The sequence below is a fragment of the Fervidicella metallireducens AeB genome (genome assembly GCF_000601455.1).
Lineage (GTDB): Bacteria > Bacillota > Clostridia > Clostridiales > Caloramatoraceae > Fervidicella > Fervidicella metallireducens.
The window spans coordinates 1-19,348 of record NZ_AZQP01000044.1; the positions used below are offsets into that span (position 1 = coordinate 1).

19 protein-coding genes and 1 pseudogene are annotated in these 19,348 nt (G+C 34.2%); all 20 read right to left on the bottom strand.

The window, feature by feature from the left end; genetic code table 11:
* Positions 1-299: 299 nt before the first annotated feature.
* The 20 genes and pseudogenes from Q428_RS11540 to galU all read right to left on the bottom strand — a co-directional run bounded on the left by Q428_RS11540 (position 300) and on the right by galU (position 19,217).
* Positions 300-863: a DMT family transporter gene (locus Q428_RS11540; protein WP_035381123.1), complete on the bottom strand. Its 564-nt coding sequence runs from the start codon at positions 861-863 to the stop codon at positions 300-302.
* Entirely contained in the window at positions 860-1,111 is a 252-nt protein-coding gene (locus tag Q428_RS16675; RefSeq protein ID WP_423219595.1) for an EamA family transporter, read from the bottom strand. Before Q428_RS16675 ends, Q428_RS11540 begins: the two co-directional genes overlap by 4 nt.
* Positions 1,048-1,182 (bottom strand): hypothetical protein, encoded by a 135-nt coding sequence (locus Q428_RS16420; protein WP_278244911.1) that lies wholly within the window; start codon positions 1,180-1,182, stop codon positions 1,048-1,050. The genes Q428_RS16675 and Q428_RS16420 overlap by 64 nt, the downstream gene beginning before the upstream one ends.
* 325 nt (positions 1,183-1,507) lie before the next feature.
* Entirely contained in the window at positions 1,508-2,995 is a 1,488-nt protein-coding gene (locus Q428_RS11545; RefSeq protein WP_035381125.1) for a methyl-accepting chemotaxis protein, read from the bottom strand.
* 141 nt (positions 2,996-3,136) lie between these two features.
* Positions 3,137-3,682 (bottom strand): nitroreductase family protein, encoded by a 546-nt coding sequence (locus Q428_RS11550; RefSeq protein WP_035381126.1) that lies wholly within the window; start codon positions 3,680-3,682, stop codon positions 3,137-3,139.
* Positions 3,683-3,739: 57 nt separating this feature from the next.
* A pseudogene (gene murJ / locus Q428_RS14645) lies at positions 3,740-5,115 on the bottom strand (murein biosynthesis integral membrane protein MurJ); the annotation flags it as partial.
* Positions 5,116-5,126: 11 nt separating this feature from the next.
* On the bottom strand, positions 5,127-5,312 hold the full coding sequence (locus tag Q428_RS14655; protein ID WP_051515145.1) for a hypothetical protein: 186 nt from the start codon (positions 5,310-5,312) through the stop codon (positions 5,127-5,129).
* Between the two features lie 39 nt (positions 5,313-5,351).
* The gene (locus Q428_RS11560) at positions 5,352-6,074 is read right to left on the bottom strand and encodes a WecB/TagA/CpsF family glycosyltransferase (RefSeq protein WP_035381127.1); all 723 of its coding nucleotides are present in this window, start codon (positions 6,072-6,074) and stop codon (positions 5,352-5,354) included.
* 1 nt (position 6,075) lies between these two features.
* Positions 6,076-7,197, bottom strand: coding sequence for a glycosyltransferase (locus tag Q428_RS11565; protein ID WP_035381129.1), 1,122 nt, complete (start codon positions 7,195-7,197; stop codon positions 6,076-6,078).
* A 67-nt stretch (positions 7,198-7,264) separates the two neighbouring features.
* Positions 7,265-8,596: a nucleotide sugar dehydrogenase gene (locus Q428_RS11570; RefSeq protein WP_051515146.1), complete on the bottom strand. Its 1,332-nt coding sequence runs from the start codon at positions 8,594-8,596 to the stop codon at positions 7,265-7,267.
* A 117-nt stretch (positions 8,597-8,713) separates the two neighbouring features.
* On the bottom strand, positions 8,714-9,730 hold the full coding sequence (locus Q428_RS11575; RefSeq protein ID WP_035381131.1) for an MraY family glycosyltransferase: 1,017 nt from the start codon (positions 9,728-9,730) through the stop codon (positions 8,714-8,716).
* An 11-nt stretch (positions 9,731-9,741) separates the two neighbouring features.
* Complete coding sequence (locus Q428_RS11580; RefSeq protein WP_035381133.1) at positions 9,742-11,028, bottom strand: O-antigen ligase family protein; 1,287 nt, start codon at positions 11,026-11,028, stop codon at positions 9,742-9,744.
* A 129-nt stretch (positions 11,029-11,157) separates the two neighbouring features.
* Positions 11,158-11,703, bottom strand: coding sequence for a sigma-70 family RNA polymerase sigma factor (locus tag Q428_RS11585; protein ID WP_035381135.1), 546 nt, complete (start codon positions 11,701-11,703; stop codon positions 11,158-11,160).
* A 204-nt stretch (positions 11,704-11,907) separates the two neighbouring features.
* The gene (locus Q428_RS16425; protein WP_341349039.1) at positions 11,908-13,881 is read right to left on the bottom strand and encodes a SpoIID/LytB domain-containing protein; all 1,974 of its coding nucleotides are present in this window, start codon (positions 13,879-13,881) and stop codon (positions 11,908-11,910) included.
* A complete protein-coding gene (locus Q428_RS16430; RefSeq protein WP_035381139.1) occupies positions 13,824-14,312 on the bottom strand; it encodes a SpoIID/LytB domain-containing protein in 489 nt (162 codons plus the stop codon). Before Q428_RS16430 ends, Q428_RS16425 begins: the two co-directional genes overlap by 58 nt.
* Positions 14,313-14,469: 157 nt before the next feature.
* Positions 14,470-14,943 (bottom strand): hypothetical protein, encoded by a 474-nt coding sequence (locus Q428_RS11600; protein WP_051515147.1) that lies wholly within the window; start codon positions 14,941-14,943, stop codon positions 14,470-14,472.
* A 53-nt stretch (positions 14,944-14,996) separates the two neighbouring features.
* Positions 14,997-15,488, bottom strand: a complete 492-nt coding sequence (locus Q428_RS11605; protein WP_035381140.1) for a COG2426 family protein — start codon at positions 15,486-15,488, stop codon at positions 14,997-14,999.
* Between the two features lie 50 nt (positions 15,489-15,538).
* Positions 15,539-16,528 carry a UDP-glucose 4-epimerase GalE gene (gene galE / locus Q428_RS11610; RefSeq protein WP_035381141.1) on the bottom strand — a complete coding sequence of 330 codons (990 nt, stop codon included), beginning with the start codon at positions 16,526-16,528 and terminating at the stop codon, positions 15,539-15,541.
* A 22-nt stretch (positions 16,529-16,550) separates the two neighbouring features.
* Complete coding sequence (locus tag Q428_RS11615; RefSeq protein ID WP_035381143.1) at positions 16,551-18,254, bottom strand: phospho-sugar mutase; 1,704 nt, start codon at positions 18,252-18,254, stop codon at positions 16,551-16,553.
* Positions 18,255-18,305: 51 nt separating this feature from the next.
* A complete protein-coding gene (gene galU, locus Q428_RS11620; RefSeq protein ID WP_035381145.1) occupies positions 18,306-19,217 on the bottom strand; it encodes a UTP--glucose-1-phosphate uridylyltransferase GalU in 912 nt (303 codons plus the stop codon).
* Positions 19,218-19,348: the final 131 nt, after the last annotated feature.

Genomic DNA, 19,348 nt, shown 5'->3' on the forward strand with positions numbered 1-19,348 from the left:
GCTGTGTTTCCACAGCTTCAGATTGTTGATAAACATAATTATTAGCTAAAGTATGAAAAAGCCCCATGAAGGGATTTCAAAAAGGCATATTTCATGAGCTTTAGTAATTCTTAGGTTTTCGACTTTGAAAAGTCCGTAAATCGGCACAGGACGTGCCGAGCCGAGGGGCCGTCAGGACGATGGCATCCCGAGGGTAGGACTTTTTCAAACAAAGAAAGGCTTAGAATTGCTTGGCGAAATGAACGGATGCCCAAGAAATCCTTCATGGAGCTAATCAATATATAAATTTTTCCACAGCTCTATTCCCATTTATTTTCCACTAAGAAATTATTTAAATTTAATATAATAATTGCCGATATTACAATCAACCCTCCAATAACCATATTTATTTTTATCTTCTCACCAAGAAAAACAAATCCAAAAAAATATGTGATCATTGGCTCTACTGTACTGATTATAGCGGCCTTTGACGTCCCTATTATCTTTGCTCCAGCACAGAAAATCATGATGGCAATAGTAGTTGAAAAAAGACCTAAAAGGAAGATATTAATCCATGCATAATACTCTATATTTAAAACAAAATCTCCCATTAATAATCCATATATAGTAAAGGATAGTGAAGCCCCTATTATAAGATACCCTGTCATCACCAAAGGATGTATATTCTTAAACTGTCCATGTCCTATTAAAGCAACATAAGAAGCATAAAATATCCCTGCAGATAATGCCAGAACTATTCCAACAAAACTGAAACTCTGATTACCAGAATAGGCAGATATAAAAGTTCCTATAAAAGATAAAATGATGGCAATTAACTTTTTTCTCTCAAGTTTTTCCTTAAAAGCAATAACTGAGATAATCAATACCCAGATGGGTAGGTAAATATAAGAACATCCGCAAGTCCTGCAGAAATGTATTTAAATGATGCAAATAGTGTTATAGCAGAACCTGAATAAAAAAATCCTCCTAAAAAAAGAAGCATTATAATTTGTTTTCTGCTCAGTTTAAAATCTATCCTTCGAATAAAAATATATCCCCAGATTAAAATTAAAGCAAAATAAAATCTAAACGAAAGAACAGTTGTAACACTGGCACCGCAGCATAAGAAAATTTTGCAAAAACAGGCATAAGTGCAAAACCTATTGCAGATAAAATAACAAATAACTCTCCCTTAAATCTCATGCTCTCACTCCTCAGTCAGTCTATTCCATCTCATTATATCATTTTTGTCAGATCCCAGTGAATATCAAAAGAAAAGTTTACAATTTAGTCACATCCTGAGGGTAAAAAAAGGACAGCCTGTCCTATTAATACAACAAGACTTAACTGTCCCTATATGTTTGTCCCACTGAACCAGTGAACTATCCCAACAATATCTAACTGTCCCCTTTTGTTTGCCGCTGTTCAAGTGCTATTCCACGTTCAACTATATTCAACTATGTTTACCAACAACACCTAACTGTCCCATTGTGTCCTTTTCATTTGTTCATCTCTGTTCCAACAGTTTCTAACTGTCTCCTTTTGTTAGACCCTTTATTGCTTCAAGAAGTTCATTGGAAAGCTTTCTTGCAATTTCTGCCTGATTTATGTGTTCCTTTGACATTGCCGCAGCTTCCTCTGAATTCGCCATTGTTTCCTCAGATGCAGCAGCAATATTATCTCCTGCTGTTTCTATTCCAGCCATACCTTGGATTACATTTTTCATCATTGAATTTAATCTGTATGTCTTATCCTTAATTTCAGAAATATTTGAACTTATACTTTTAAACATACTGCTTACTTCATTAACAAGCTCCTGCTGTTTCTCATTAATTCTTATAAGCTCACCAACTGCTTTAACAGATAAATTGGTTTCACTTTGTAATTCAAATATGATTTTTGCAATATTATCTGAATTATTTTTGCTTTCCTGAGCCAGCTTTTTAATTTCATCTGCAACAACTGCAAAACCACGTCCTGCTTCCCCAACTCTTGCCGCTTCAATTGCTGCATTTAATGCAAGAAGGTTTGTTTGTTCCGAAATTTGTGCGATAACACTGGTAATATTAACAATATCATCAGATTTTGTTTTTAACCCATCCATTGTTTTGCTTACACTATTATTATTAAACTTAACATCATCAGACATACTGGACAGATTATTAATAATATCCTGCCCCTTTTCAACTATACCCATTGTAACATTTGTTGAATCCTGAATTTCCATGGAGGCTTGTGATGTGTTTTCTACCTCTCTCTTTATGTTTTCAACAATATTATTAGTTTCCTGGATTTCTGTAGCAGTACTTGAAGCACTTTGTGCGATTTCTTCCACCGCAGTTGAGAATGCAATAGTTGAAGAACTAATATCATCAATAATATTATTTAATTCAGATGAATTGTTCTTAACTAAATTGGCAATTTCAAAAAGATTATCCATTGCCCTTCTCATTGCTTTTTCTTTACTTTCTATTTCAATCAGGTTTTCTGCCGTTTGCTTCTTTAGCTTTCCCGTTAAGGTAACAACTGAAAACACCGCCGGTAGATACATTATAATAGTACCTGCAATCAAAACATAGTTAGAAATATCAAGGTTAGTAACTGCCCCCCTGGATATTTTAAGAGCAACGAAAACTCCCACTAAAATTGTGGCAGCTGTATTCTGGATATAGGATAGTTTCTTGTCAGCATACAATGTATATATCATAGAATACGGAAATAGGAAAATAAATGTCATTGCATTTTCAGCTTTTAATAAATTTACTGCATACGCTATTCCAAAGGTTATCATTAAAATCCATTTTACACTGGTGGAATCATTTTTTTTCTTGTAAATAATATAAGATGTTATCAGTCCCAAAAAAGAAAATCCTAAAACAATGAGAATAAAAATAAACTCAACATTTCCTTTTTTATACTCCAAAAAAAATCCCAGGGCGACTATTGCAAAAATAAGCAGGTGAATTTCCAATACCCTTTTGTTAATTATTTTCAGCTCTTTTTGGATAGCTTCCATATAACCCTTCCCCCTTAAAAAATGAAATATCTAAATGAATTATCGTCAAAAAACTCAAAAACTTTATCTAATTTTTAGAATATTTATTTAATTTTACCAGTATTTATTTTTACAAAAAGCCACGTAAAAACGTGGCTTTTCTTAATGAAGATATCTCACTGGATTTTCCCATGTATTTTCATAAGCAATATCAGTTAAAGGTTTTCTTTCCCTGGAATCTGAATGCTTACCTGGATATCCAATAGGAGTCATTGCAACTACTCTGTATCTTCTTGGAATATCTAAAATCTCCCTGATCTCATCCTCATCGAAAACCCCTACCCAGCAGGTTCCAAGGCCTTCGTTAACAGCTGCAAGAACAAGATGCTCCATAGCTATTCCAGCATCAACCATATAATATTCCTTCATAGCAACATCTCCGGATTTATCAGGGTCAGCACATAAAACAACTATTACAGGTGCTTCCTTTAAAGCATTTTTAGCTGGATTACTATCAGGTACTGCATTAACTATTCTTCCTCTAATTTCACTATCCTCTACAACAACAAACCTCCAGCACTGCTCATTAGTCCAGGATGGTGCAAGCCTTGCAGCCTCAAGAATCCTTCTCATCTTATCCTCTGAAATATGTTGGCTTTCAAAATTTCTAACGCTATGTCTCTCCTGAAGAACTTTATTAAATTCCACACCTACCACCTCCTGTAAGGTAGTATGTGTAAAATTACTTCAGCTAATACATATTAACTATTTTTTAAACTTTTTCTTTAAAGTATCAACAACGTACTGCATTTCACTCATCCTTAGAAGATAAGCAACTAAGAAATAAACTGTACCTCCGATTACAATTGCAGAACCTACATCTAAAAGCTGAGCTGTTTTTGATTCTATTCCAAAACGAGCTTCCATAAAGCCAGAAACAAAATACACAACAACTCCCATCGCTGCCGCTGAGACTGCAGATTTAGCACATGAAACTACAGTTTCCCTTGTTCTTAATCCATTAACCTTTTTGCTTAAACTTCTATATAGCAAATACATATTTATGAAAGTCGTTATTGAATGTGATAAAGCTATACCTCCAACAGCAAGACTGCTGCTTTTTACAAAAATCAAGTTCAGTGTTATATTAATAGCAACAGTTAAAACTCCAATCTTAAGTGGTGTTTTAGTATCTTTAATCGAATAAAATCCTCTGGTTATTATCTGAACTGCTGATTGTCCTAATAAACCAAAACTATAAAAAGCAAGGGCAAAGGCTGTAACCTTTACGTCTGCCTCTGTAAATTTTCCTGTTTTAAATAAAAGCCTTATAATGGGTGAACTTAAGACCAAAAGCCCTACCATAGAAGGAATAGTAATAAACATTACTGTTCTTATACCCATTGAAAAAGTCTTTTTGTACTCATCCATTTCATTTCTTGATACATGGGTATTAAGCTTTGGAAATATTGTTGTAGCAAGACTCATGGCAAAAATACCAAGTGGCAGAAGCATAACCCTGTATGCATATCTTAAAGCAGTAATACTTCCTGTATCAAGCTGTGAAGCTATGTTCTGATTTACAACATAGTTAATCTGTGAAACTGATAGACCTATGATTCCAGGAACCATTAAAATCATCATCTGCCTGAAACCTTCATCCTTCATGTCTATCTTAAACCTGAATCTTTTCCCTACCTTTGAAAAATCAGGAATCTGAACTGCAAAGTTCAAAAATGCCCTATTATAACCCCAATTGCCATACCATAAATTCCAAAGGTTTTTCCAAGAAGCAGAGCACCAAGTATCATACCTATATTGTATAAAACAGGACCTAAAGCCGGTGCCGTAAATAATTTATACGAATTTAATATCCCCTTTAAAAAACCTCCCATAACTGTAAAGGTTATTGCTGAAAACATAACCCTTGTAAGCCTTACAGTAAGGTTAAACTTCTCTGGAGATTCAGTCATACCACTTGCAACAAGTGGAACCAGATATTTAGTAAATGTTATTCCAAATAAATTAAAAAGAAGAACGAATAATAAGCCTACTGTAATAAAAGTATTTGCCGCACTCCATGCCTTATCCTCTTCATCCTTTGCTATAAACTGAGTAAAAACAGGCATAAAACCCGAACTTAAAGCCCCAGCTATAAGTAGTCAAACATCATATCCGGTATTGTAAAGGCAGCAAAAAAAGCGTCAGTTTCAATTCCCCTGCCATATATTTTAGCTATTATCATTTCCCTGACAAAGCCAAGTATTCTACTTAAAAACAAAGTAACCATTACAACTGCCGTGGCTCTTTGAAAATTTTCCTCCTTAACTTTAGACATCTTATGTCTCCTTTCTCAACATAAACTTAGAACAAAATATCAGGATTTATCTTTATTAAATAATACCTTAACAAAGAAAAGTGGCAGAACCATCATTCTCTTATATCTCCATGGTTCCTTAATAAGTCTGAAGAGCCATTCCAGTCCCATACTGCACATCCATTTTGGAGCCCTTGGAATATTACCGCAGATAACATCATAACTTCCTCCAACTCCCATAGAAACAGGAATTTTAAGTCTGTCCATATTTCGGGTTATGAAAAGCTCCTGGGCAGGGCTTCCCATAGCAACAAACATAACATCTGGATTTTTATCTTCAATGTATCCAAGGAGTTCATTTTCATCCTTAAAATATCCATCTCTGATACCAACAATATTTATTCCTTTATATCTTTCACGTAAAATTTCTGCAGCTCTTTCAGCAACCCCAGGTTTTGCACCTAGAAGAAAAACTCTGTATCCCTTTTCTGCAGATCTTTTACAGATATTCTGCATTAAATCAATTCCTGTAACCCTTGATTTAATCTTCCCTCCTTTTAACTTAGAAGCTATAACCACTCCAACCCCATCGGCAATCTGTATAGCCGCACTGTTTAAAAGGTTTTTCAGCTTTTCATCCTTAATTGCCTTCATTATTTTCTCAGGATTAATAGCAACAATAAATGAAGGCCTTCTTTCTCTGACAATCTCATCTATTTCATCTAAAACACCTTCCATATCGGTTTTACAGACATCTACACCTAAATAATTTTCCTTCTCCATCTTACTTTCCTCCAGACAAAACAGTGTTATAAATTTTTAAATATCCATCAACAAAGCTCTCAATGGAATACTCTTTTCTTGCCTTCTCATTTAGTCTTTCACCAAAGATAACAGCTTTATTTTCATCCTCTAGTAAATCAAGGATTTTTTCTGCCATTTTTAAACTGTCCCCAACTGGCACAAGGTAGCCATTATATCCGTCCTCAATAAGCTTTGGTATACCTCCAACCTCAGTTGAAACCATAGTCTTATGATACATTGCAGATTCTAAAAGAGTTATTGGAAAACCTTCTGTATATGATGATAAAACCGTAAAATCAGAAATTGCAAAGAACTCAGCAGGGTTTTTAAACCCAACAAAGGCGGTATTTTCATATATACCCTTTTCCTTTGAATAGCTTATCATCTCATCCATCAACACACCATCACCAACAAGTATAAATACAACATCTTTAAAACTCTTTAAAACCTCAGTACAGGCATCTAAAAATACCCTGTGCCCCTTAACCTTATGCATCCTTGCAACTATTGAAACATAGTGTCCTGCTTTTTTCAGGTTATATTTTTCAATTACATCTTCCCTTCTAGGGTTAACTCTTTCAGCATTAAAATCAATGCCATTATTTATTAAAAATACCTTTTCCTTTTTAAATCCCCTTTTAAGTAATAGCTCACTTAATGCCTCAGAAACGTTAACATACCCATCAAAATGCTTCAGCACAAACTTGTTTATGTTGCTGTAAACAAGGGTTTTATATTTATTTCCCTTATAGTCTTCCCTGTAATCGCTGTGAAGTGTTGTTATATATTTTGCTGACTTATACTTTTTCATTAAAAAATACCCAAGGAAATTTGCCCTTCCTCCATGGCAGTTAACCACATCTATTTTTTCTTCATGACAAAGCTTTTTCAACCTTTCAACAACACTAAGGTCAAATCTTTTCTCCTGCTTTATCAGCCTTATATCTATTCCAAGCTCCTTTGCCTCATAATAAAGCTTACCCTCAATAAAACAAGCAACAATAGTTTTAACTCCGGTTTTTTGCATATTCTCAGCTAAAAGAAGAAGATGTTTTCTTGAACCTCCAGCCTCTCCTCCGCTTATTAAATGAAGTACATTCATAAAAACCCTCCATTACAGATGAAATAGGTGCGTGAAATATTTCCACACACCTAACATTTATTTCACACTATATTGTCTTAAATAATATTCCCTTTGCAGTAAGCTCATCTTTTATATCTGCAAAAAGATTTCTTGTATCAAAAATTACACTCTTTGAGTTTAACTTTGAAGTTAAATAATCTGCCTTAATAGTATCAAATTCCTTCTGCTTAGCAAGAACTACAACTCCATCTGCACCTTCAATTGCTTCTTCAAGGCTTGATACCTTAAAGTCATATTCAGTTGGAACAGCAGGATCATACGCTGCAACCTTAGCCCCCTTAGACTTTAAAATCTTCACAATTTCAATTGGAGGACTTATTCTGTCATCATTTGAGTAATCCTTCATTGCAATACCTAAAACTGCAACCTTTATTCCTTCAAGGCTCTTACCTGCCTTTTTAAGCTCATTCTCAAACATTGAAACCATTACATTTGGAAGTTCAGCGTTCTTAGATCTTGAAAGCTTTAATAAATCTAAACCAACTCCAAGTTCCTCTGCCTTTGGAGCAAGATAGTGATATGCATTTGGAATACAATATCCTCCAACTCCTGGTCCTGGAATTAAAAGGTTAACCCTCTTATGAGTATTAGCAACTCTTATAACTTCATTTGTATCTATTCCAAGGGCTTCTGCAAATCTTGCAAACTCCTGAACCATTGCAATGTTAACATCCCTTTGAACGTTTTCAAAAACCTTAGCAGTTTCAACAACCTTAATATCACTTGCAATTATAACATCAGTTTTACAAACTATAGATAAAAGTTCCTTTGTTTTCTCTGCACTAATCTTATTTATACCTCCAACTATTGTTGGCATGTACGCAAATTCATTAAAGGCATTACCCTCAGCAATTCTTTCTGATGAATAACCAAGGTAAAAATCTTCTCCAGCCTTCATTCCTGATTCTCTTTCTAAAATTGGAAGGATTACATCTTCAGTTGTTCCAGGAATTACTGTACTTCTAATTACAACTAAATCATTCTTCTTAAGGTTTCTTCCAATTCCAGTACAGCACTCAACAAGATCTGATATATCGTGCTTTCCATTCTTTATTGGAATACCAACTGTTACTATAATGTTGTTGCAGTTTTTAAGAGCATATTCCATATCACAGGTTGCTCTATATCTTCCTGATTGAAGTTCTTCATTTAGAATCTGTCTTATTCCCTTACCTTCAAACTCCTCTGTGTGGTGTGTAATACCAGCATTAATATCATCAACTAATGGTTTTATAACATCTACACCGTAAACGTTACATCCTCTGAAGGAAAAACTTAAAGATAGAGGAAGTCCCACAAAGCCTTGTCCAAAGACAGCTACATTTTTATATTCATTCTTAATAACTGTATTTTCCATTGTATCTCTCCTATCCTTTGCTTGTATAATTTTATACTATGCAAATTTGTTACCCTAACATTATAGATTATTTAATCAAATTTTTAAAGTCAAAATCTGTTATATTTTTATCAATCATTACTCCTGCCTCAAAATACCAATCTTTCTTCCAAATACATAGGCAAAAAGACAAACAAACATAAAAAGCATAAAGGATGTCTTTGTTGGAAGAATCATAGCTATTATTGATAAAAGCCCCATAATCATACTTATTATATACATAAGTATAACTGTTCTTTTTTGACTAAGCCCCCTGTCAAGAAGCTTATGATGAAGATGTCCCCTGTCAGCAGACATCATAGGTTTATTGTTAAGCTTTCTTCTCAGCATTGCAAATAAAGTATCATATATTGGAAGACCTATTGCTAATATAGGAACAACAACAGCAACTGTTGTCACTGATTTTATAGCTCCCTGAATTGAAATAGCAGCTAAAACAAAGCCTAAGAACTGAGAACCTGTGTCCCCCATAAAAATACTTGCAGGATTAAAGTTATAGTACAAAAATCCTAGACATGCACCTGATAATATAAGTGTCAGTATAATTGCAACATCTCTTTGGCTTATAAGTGCAACACAAAAAAGAGTTGTGGATGATATAAAGCTTATCCCGCATGCAAGTCCATCAAGTCCATCTATGAGGTTAATTGCGTTGGTGATTCCTACAACCCAAACCAGCGTTATTGGTATTCCCCAATATCCAATATAAAGATATTCATTCATAAATGGAACTGTTATGCTCTTAACTGTTATTCCAAAAATTATCAAAACCACTCCAGCAGCAATCTGGGCTATAAGCTTATATAGTGGTGGAAGCTCCCTTCTGTCATCGATTATACCCATCACAACAAGAATTGTAGCACCAATTATTATTCCTATAACCTGCTTATTGGCGCCGTAAAAACCAAGGCTTACAATGACAAAGGATATGTACATTGCAAGGCCTCCCATCCTTGGGATTGGCTTTTTATGTACCCTTCTTTCACTGTTTGGAACATCTATTGCATTCAGTCTGAATGCCAGCTTTTTTACGAAGGGTGTTGCTGCAAAGGAAATTACTGCAGCAATTACAAAAATTATAAAATATTTTATCATTTTTCTCACCTCTAAAACATACTGGTGGATGTTATTATATTGGTTCTGCCATTTTCATCCAGTCTAAAACCAAACCAGAACCAAAAGAATAGTGAAATAATTTGAATTTCAAATATGTTGTAAAATAATCCCATAAACAAGAGCATAACCAATAAGGTAAAGGTTAATACATTTCTTTTTTTATAGGTTGCAAAAATAATTGAAATTATAAATAAAGCATAAGAAAGAGTACCTATTACACCCGTTTCCGCAATAACCTTTATATATTCATTATCGGAATAAAAGTTCTCTCTTATACCATATTTTTCATAAATCGGAGAACCAAGTATTAAACTTGCAGCATCTCCATAGGTTCCAAATCCAGATCCTAAGAGCTTATGTTCACTGAAAACTTTAATTCCTGTTTTAACGGAGTAAATTCTTCCATCTTCGCTGCTGTTTTCATATATTTTATCTCCAGCCATCTCACCAAACCTGTCTAATAAATTGTTTCTCTGCATGTTAAGATTTATTTTACTTGCAGCAAAATCTACAGCTAGATAACAGGGTATAGATAAAACTAAAAGAATTAAAACCGTTGCCTTAAATTTTTTATCTTTGATTACAAAGGCCAAAATAACAAAAGCAATAAATAATGCCAAAATTGAACTTCTTGAAACAGTTAATGCAAGTCCTAAAAAAGACGTAAAATAAAAAAGCTTACTGGTTTTTTCATATTTCACATCATAAACCATCATAGTTATTATTGACAGAATAATAAAGGCTCCAAAGGTATTAGGATTATTGAAAAAACTATATACTCTGGGAAGGTTGCTTCCAAAGGGTCTTCCAAAGTACCACTGATATGGGAAAAGCCACATCTTACTGGAGAGCTTTTCAACTAAAGAACATATTACAAGTACATACATATCAACAATCAGAACACTTCTAAGCTTAAAAAACATCTCCCTTGGAAGGTTTTTATCCCTTAAAAGAAAATAAACCAAATATAAAACTGAAATACTTCTAGCTTCTACTAAAAAAGATTTTATCCCAACTTTATTAAGCATTGTACTTATAAAGGCTACTGCCAGAAAAAGTGCATATGACAAATCGATTCCGTTTATTTTTTTAAATCCCTTATATCTGAAAAACTCATACAAAAACAACCCTATCACAAGGATATCAGGAATTAACTTAATAGCTGGGGAAATATACAGGGCCAAAAGCTCTCTAAAGGGAATAAAAGCAAACAAGAAAAGTATTACGTAGGTTAAAATATTGATAAAACCGTCACTGTATGTATTATTCCTATTCAAGATTATACCTCCTAAAGCCTTTATAAAAAGACATACAAAATTATACACCTTATACATAAAAATAACACTTATCTAATATAATTTCAAGGGAATTTCCCAATGTACAAAATTTGTTTACAACTAAAAAAGCTATCCCTCCATATATTCCCTGAGTTTTTTCACTGCCCTCTCCTTAAGTCCTGATACCGCCATATAATGACATCTTTTTCCCTTGCATATATCAACCATAGATTTATTTTTAAAGAAATAATCCTCAATAACTTCCCTCTGTTTTTCTGAAAGCATATTTATTGCTTCTTTAAGTCTTACTAAATCCTCCTTGTGTATATTATCTCCTTCAATATCAACATCACCAGGAAGAATATCTAAAAGGGTTCCTCCATCCTCATTTATAGCTTCATCCAGACTGACTTCACATTTTAGCTTTTTTGCAAAATCCCTTATAGAGTAAATTACCGCCCTTTTAACATAGGCAGGAAAGGGACAGTTAGAGCTTGTTTCGTATGTATAAATACATTTTAGCACAGTTAAATAACCCTCCTGCATTCCATCATTAAAATGAGACATATCCTTTAAATACATTTTCAATGATTTTTTAATAAGAGGCTCAAAGTCCTTTAAAATCTTTAACTTTATCTCTTCATTTTCCCTTGCTTTAATAATTAACTCCTTCATCATTATCCCTCTTTCCAATATTTAGCCGGCTTTAAGATAATGATAAGACAAGCTCAAGAAAATGAAAAAATTGAAATCTCAACACCAATTCTGGTATTTCAATTTGAAATATTAACCTTTGCAGATATTTCAAACTGAAATGCTGACATTTCAAAATTGAAATGTCAGCATTTCTTAAATTTATCAATATCTAACTATCCCTTATTACTTTAACAAGCTGTTTATTTTATTTACAGTAGTTAAATCCAATTTTCCTGTCGCCATAATCTTATACTTTTTCTGGAAGGTCATAACAGCATTATATGTTTTCTTGTCATACACTCCAGTTACATCAACAGAATACTTTAAAAATTTAAGGGCGTTCTGAAGCTTTTTAACATCCTCACCCTTACTTCCAGAAATAAGGGTCCTTTTATAGGTTAGTCTCAGAGCAGCTAGTAACTGTCCCCTTGATGGGCTTTGGGGAGCTTTGTATTTTGCTGAAAGACTTTTGTTTATTGCATCAACTGTAGCACTGGCAACTATTCCATATGAAGGAAGTTTGTTTTTCTTCTGAAAACTAACCACTGCATTATGGGTTCCATTTCCGAATAATCCAGTTGGTTTTGAAGTACCAATGTTATAGCCTAAATCCAGAAGAGCCTGCTGAAGATATTTAACATCCTCTCCCGTTAATCCCTTCTTTAGTGTTCTTTTTAATACCAGTTTCTTATTAATATAGGAACCTGAGGTCCCTCCCCTTGAAGTATCAACAAAGATTTTGGCAGAAAAGGAAGCACTGTTAAAATCATCAAAATCCTTGTTATTTGCCCTGTCCTTTATATATACATTAACTGTATAATCACCCTCAAAGGCTGGTGTATAGGTAAATTGAGAATTAGAAATATACCCAGTTGTATAGAGGACTTTATCATTTAAAATTACCTCATATTTATAATCTATTCCCTTTGAACTTCCACCAGAAACCCCTGTGTTTATCACAACTGCCTTTCCTGCATACTGTGACTCTTGATTTACTGTCACCTTATTTATCTTTGGCGGAATATATACTGAAAGCTTAGAAGTTTTCAAATCATCATATTCCCTGTTAGAAGCAATATCCTTAACATATAGATTTATGCTGTATTCACCTGTTGAAGTTGGAGAAAATGAAAATGCAGAACTATTTGTGTATTCTCCTGTAAAAACCTTCTCCCCTGATTTCTCAACTATATATTTATAAAGGAGTCTATTTGAATCTCCAACTATTGAAATATTTGTTCCTATGCTATCCCCAACTAAAGCATAACTATTTGTTAAACTAAAGGTCTTTACATAGGTATTAAGCTGCTTTAAGCTTGTTCCAACATAATAAAACTTTAATATATCCTCAAAGGAAGCCCCTCTTTCAGCCCTATACTTTGCCCCCTTTTGACTCATACCAATACCATGGCCATAGCCCTTACCTGAAAAGGTATAGGTTGAGGTTTTGTCATCATAGGTAAACGTAAAGAGAGCACTTGGAAAACCAGTGTATACATCCTTAAGCTCAGTATTTACCTGTTTTCCTGCTAAAAGAGGAAAGTTTGCTGAAAATAAAACACTGTTGTTGAAAAGATTGAAAAATTCTGGATACTTAGTTTTTATATCCTGATTTTTACTTGTTACAGCAAAGAAGGAACGAACGTTATCGTTTACAGAAAACTTCTTTTCCTTTTCAACATTGTCAACGTCAATATATTTTATTGTAATTTCCTTTACCCTTCCACTTGTAAATGTTCCAGATATTTTGATATCAGTAAGACTCTGATTTAAACTTAAATATCCCTTAGATTTTAAAATCATGTCTATTTCAGATTTAGTTAATTTTCTATCTCCATAGGGCCAACTATCGTTATCTATATCATCTTTAAAACTTTTTAAATAGTCAACCCTTCCACCCCAGGCATTTTCACTGGATTCTGTATAACCTCCATTACTTGCTGAATAATAAGTGTTAACCAGGCTGTTTCCATAAACCAAAATAACTCCCCTGGTTTCTTCAACTGCTTTTATAACCTTATCATATCCTTCGTTATATCCCCTGTATACCTGACAATGGGTTCCATCACAAACATCATATCCACTGCTTCTATGTCTGCCTATCTGAGAGAGGCATAGTTTCTTGCAGCAACTGCCTGAGCTTTTAATGCTTCTAATGGATAAGAATTTGACATCTCATACCCAACAACACCATTTAGATACTCTTCTATGTTTATTGTGTTTATTGGAAGAATCATGTCTCCTTTGACAACAAAATCTAACTGTCCCTTAAAGTTGTACCTCTTTATTCCAACTATCAGTCTCATTGTGCTAGAATTATCCACGGGAGTAAAGCTGATGTTGTCGTATAATGTGTTATTAAAACTTACTTTACCATTTAAGATACTTATTACAAAGCTTGTCCCTTTTTTATATAGAACACCGCCTGATATATAATCTCCATTTAACTCTACATTAATTGAGTTTGACATCATATTTTCAAGTCCAACCTTTATGTCATTGTAATAAACATCTTCATTAAAGGCAAAGGTTATTGTAGAAAAAGTGAAAAATATTAACAAAAACATTGCCGCAATTCGTCTTATCAACCTACCACCCCCGAAAATCTATCATTTATCATCATTATATACCATGAAAGAAGTCAGTACAACAAATGACTTTTAACTTTAATCAATCTTTAATAAAAATTTTAAGTGTATTAAAATTCATTAAATTTTATATAAAAAAATAAACCCCTTATGGGGTTTACACACTATGACCTTTCTTTTCAAGTTCGCTTAACCTTGCCAGTTCTATTGAGTTCTTGGCAACTTTTATATTTAAAAGATTAACATCTAACTTGATACTGCCAAGTTCTTCTTCCAACTTTACAACAGTAATATCATATGATGCTTTCAATTCTTCAACTGCTTCATACTGTCTCTTAATGAGCATCTTTACATCTTCTTTAACCTCAGAAACCTGAATTTCAACATTCTCTAACCTTTGTTCTACTTTGTCTATTCTTTCTTCTACTGCTTCTAATCTCTGCTCTACCCTATCCAGCCTTGTTTCAACAGTCTCTAATCTCTGCTCTACCCTATCCAGCCTTGTTTCAACATTCTCTAATCTCTGCTCTACTTTATCAAATCTTTCATTCACTTCTTTTCTAAAGGAGCTGAACTCTGTAGTTAATCCGTTAATTGCTTCAACTAATAGGTTAAATTGCCTTTCCTCCACCAAAAACACCTCCATCTAAAGACTATTATATTACATCAACTGCCTGATAACAATTAAAAAAACCTTATGGAGCTGATTGCTGCATAGCTTATTAAATAAACTATAATTCCTGCAAGAACATTTCCTAAAAACACAGCAGAGAAAACCCTTTTAAACCTCATACCAAGAAGGTCACCTGCCAAAGTCCCTGTCCATGCTCCAGTTCCAGGAAGAGGAATCCCAACAAAAAGTAAAAGCCCTAAAAAACCATATTTCTTAACTCCACCGCTTTTTCTGATTGTCCTGTCTATTATCCTTCCTGCTTTGTTTTTAAAAAGCTTTGTTTTCATAAGATAATTTATAACAGGCCTTGCTCCAAAAAAAATAAACGGAACAGGAATAGTACTTCCTAAAATCGAAAGTGCTGTTGCACTTAAAGGATTTAACCCCAGTGCTATACCAAATGGTATTGCCCCTCTTAGCTCAATAATTGGGAGCATAGCAGCTAATATTACAATTACATGTACATCTAAATAAGGCTTTAAACCTAGTAAAAACTCAGACATAAAACTTCTCCCCTGCATATATAAATCCCATAAAATGGGGATTTAATATTTTATTGATTTTTTTCAAAATTCCATGCGTCACGACACATTTCAAAAATTCCTCTTTTTGCAACCCAGTTAAGCTCAATCCTAGCCTTTGTTGCATCTGCATAGCAGGTTGCAATGTCCCCAGGTCTTCTATCCACTATTTCATATGGAACCTTAATATTATTTGCCCTTTCAAAGGCATCAAGAAGCTGTAAAACAGATGTGCCCTGTCCTGTACCAAGGTTATAAATATGAACACCGGCAGTTAATTTATCTAAAGCCGCAACATGTCCCTCTGCTAAATCCATAACATGGATGAAATCACGAACTCCAGTACCATCAACTGTTGGATAATCATTTCCAAAAACACGAAGTTTATTTAACTTTCCCTTTGCAACCTTTGTAATAAAGGGCATAAGATTATTAGGAATTCCATTAGGATCTTCTCCAATTAAACCGCTCTCATGGGCACCAACGGGATTAAAATATCTTAAAAGTGCCACTGAAAAATCCTTATTTGCCTTTGCAATGTCAGTTAATATTCTCTCACTCATTGCCTTAGTTTCTCCATAGGGATTAGTAGTTGGCAGAAGTTTCATAGTTTCAACAAAGGGCACCTCATTATCTCCATAAACCGTTGCAGATGAACTGAAAACAAACTTATTAACTCCATATTTTTTACAAACCTTAGAAACAACCATAGTTGCAACAAGATTATTATAATAATACTCTAAAGGTTTTTCAACTGACTCACCAACAGCCTTAAGGCCTGCAAAATGAATAACTCCATCTATCTTATGTTTTGAAAAGATATCATCAACTGCAGCTTCATCCGTTACATCCGCTTTATAAAAAACAACATCCTTCCCTGTAATTTCCTTTATTCTGTCTATCGTCTCTTCCTTGCTGTTACAAAGGTTGTCGGCAACAACAACAGAATGACCAGCCTCAAGAAGTGCCACACAGGTATGACTCCCTATATATCCCGCTCCACCAGTTACAAATATATTCATAACACCAATTCTCCTTTAGCATTTATTTTATCAAATCTAAAATTTCAGCCTTCATTTTTTCAATCTTATCCTCAGCATCTTCAAGGCTCTTACCAGCAGTTGCAAAATAGAATTTAATCTTTGGTTCTGTACCTGAAGGTCTGGCTGTAACTATTCCTCCGTCCTCTAAAACAAGCTGAATTACATTGGATTTTGGAAGATTTATATCATGTCTTTCTGAAGTTATAAAGTTTCTTTCAATCCTCTGAAGATAATCCTTGGATTTTACCACTCTTATACCAGAAACACTTAAAGGTGGATTGTTTCGAAGCATATCCATTATTTCAATAATCCTTTGGCTTCCCTCAATTCCCTTAAGGGTAATGGACTTTAAATCCTCTTTAAAATATCCGTATTTTTCATATATCTCTAATATACCATCATATAAAGACATACCCCTTGATTTATAATATGCTGCCATCTCACATATCAAAGAAGAAGCAACAACAGCATCCTTATCCCTTACAAAGGTTCCAGCTAAATAACCATAGCTTTCTTCAAAACCAAAGACATAGTTTTTATCCCCGTTTTCCTCAAACTCTTTTATCTTCTCACCAATATACTTAAAGCCAGTTAAAACATCCACTATCTCTACACCAAAATCTTCACAAATCTTAGCAGCCAGCTCAGTTGTAACAACTGTTTTAACAACAACTGGATTTTCAGGCATCTTTTCTGCCCTTTGCAGCTGACTTAAAATATAGTGTGTTAAAAGGGCTCCTGTCTGATTTCCTGTTAAAACAACATATTTACCCTCATTATTTTTAACAACAACTCCAACTCTATCACAATCAGGGTCAGTTCCTAATATTAAATCTGCACCCTTCTCCTTTGCCATCTCTATTGCCCTTGTAAAAACCTCAGGCTCCTCAGGATTAGGATATTTAACAGTAGAAAAACTGCTATCTGGTTTTTCCTGCTCCTTAACAACATAAACATTTTCAAACCCAAGCTCATTTAGAACCCTTCTAACTGGTATATTTCCTGTTCCATGAAGTGGAGTATATATAACCTTTAGTTCCTTTCCCATTTCAACAATGGCACATTTATTAATTGCAAGGCCCTTAACAAGCTCTATGTATTCATCCTCAACCTTATCATTAATTACCCTATACAAACCATCAAAAACAGCCTTGTCAAAATCCATTGTCTTTATATCTTCATAATCTATCTTACTTATTTCATTTAATATTCCCTCTGCATGTTCCTCAGTTATCTGTCCTCCATCACTCCAATAAACCTTATACCCATTATACTCCTTAGGATTATGGCTTGCAGTTATAACTATCCCTGCTGTTGCTTTAAGCCTTCTGACAGCAAAGGACAACATTGGAGTTGGTCTTAACTCCTTATATACATATGTTTTTATTCCATTGGCATTTAAAACTAAAGCTGCTTCCCTTGAAAAAACATCACTGAATAACCTAGAGTCATAGGCTATTGCAACTGAAGGGTTTTCAGCTCCACAATTTAAAATATAATTTGCAAGGCCCTGAGTAGCCCTTCTTACGGTATAAACATTCATTCTGTTTGTTCCTGCCCCAATAACCCCCCTGAGCCCCCCTGTTCCAAACTCAAGCTCTTTATAAAATCTTTCCTCTATTTCCTTTTCATCAAGACCTAAAAGCTCTTTTTTTGTTTCTTCATCAAAATCAAGCCACTTCTCATATTTTACTCTATAATCCATATTTCCCCTCCATACTAAAACCGCTGCACAGCAGCGGCTAATATATCCTTTTTATTTTGTAAGGGCGGCTTCCTCCTCAGACCTTACAAACTCTCTAGTGGACAGAAGATTTTCAAGATACATTAAAAAATCTCCCCTTAATTCATCCCTTTTAAGAGCATATTCTACTGTAGCCTGAAGAAATCCAAGCTTATCCCCAACATCGTATCTTTTTCCCTTAAAATTATATGCATACATTGCTTCTGAATTTACAAGTTCCTTAAGGGCGTCGGTAAGCTGAATTTCTCCTCCCTTACCTGGCTTAGTATTTTCAAGTATTTCAAATATCTTAGGAGTTATAATATACCTTCCAAGGATAGCAACATTTGATGGAGCCTTATCTGCATCTGGTTTTTCAACAAGATCCTTAACCTTATATACTCCATTTTCAATATGCATTCCCTTTACTATACCATATTTGTTTACATCGGATATTGGAACCTCCTGTACCCCAAGTACAGTTGTCTTGTATTCACTGTAAATATCTATAAGCTGTTTTAAACATGGATATTCATCGTTGTCAACTATATCGTCTCCCAGCATAACAGCAAAGGGCTCATCTCCAACAAAGGTCTTAGCACAAAGAATTGCATGACCAAGTCCCTTTGGCTCCTTTTGACGGATATAGTGTATCTGGGCAAGGTTTGAAATATCATTAACCATTTCAAGAAGATCGTCCTTTTTCTTTGACTTTAACTCCATTTCAAGCTCAATGGACTTATCAAAATGATCCTCTATTGCCCTTTTACTTCTTCCTGTTATTATTAATATCTCTTCTATTCCTGAGGCAACTGCTTCCTCAATTATATATTGGATTGTTGGTTTATCAACTATTGGAAGCATTTCCTTTGGCTGTGCCTTTGTTGCTGGTAAAAAACGTGTTCCAAGGCCAGCTGCAGGAATAACCGCCTTACGTACCTTCATTTTCCCATCCCCTTAATTTTAAAAGTTGAGTCAATAATAATATTTTATTAAAAAATTTAAATAATTTCAATAGAAATGAACTAAATACTAGCTAATTTTTTCCAATTAAAAGCTGCAGCATCAGATTTTAT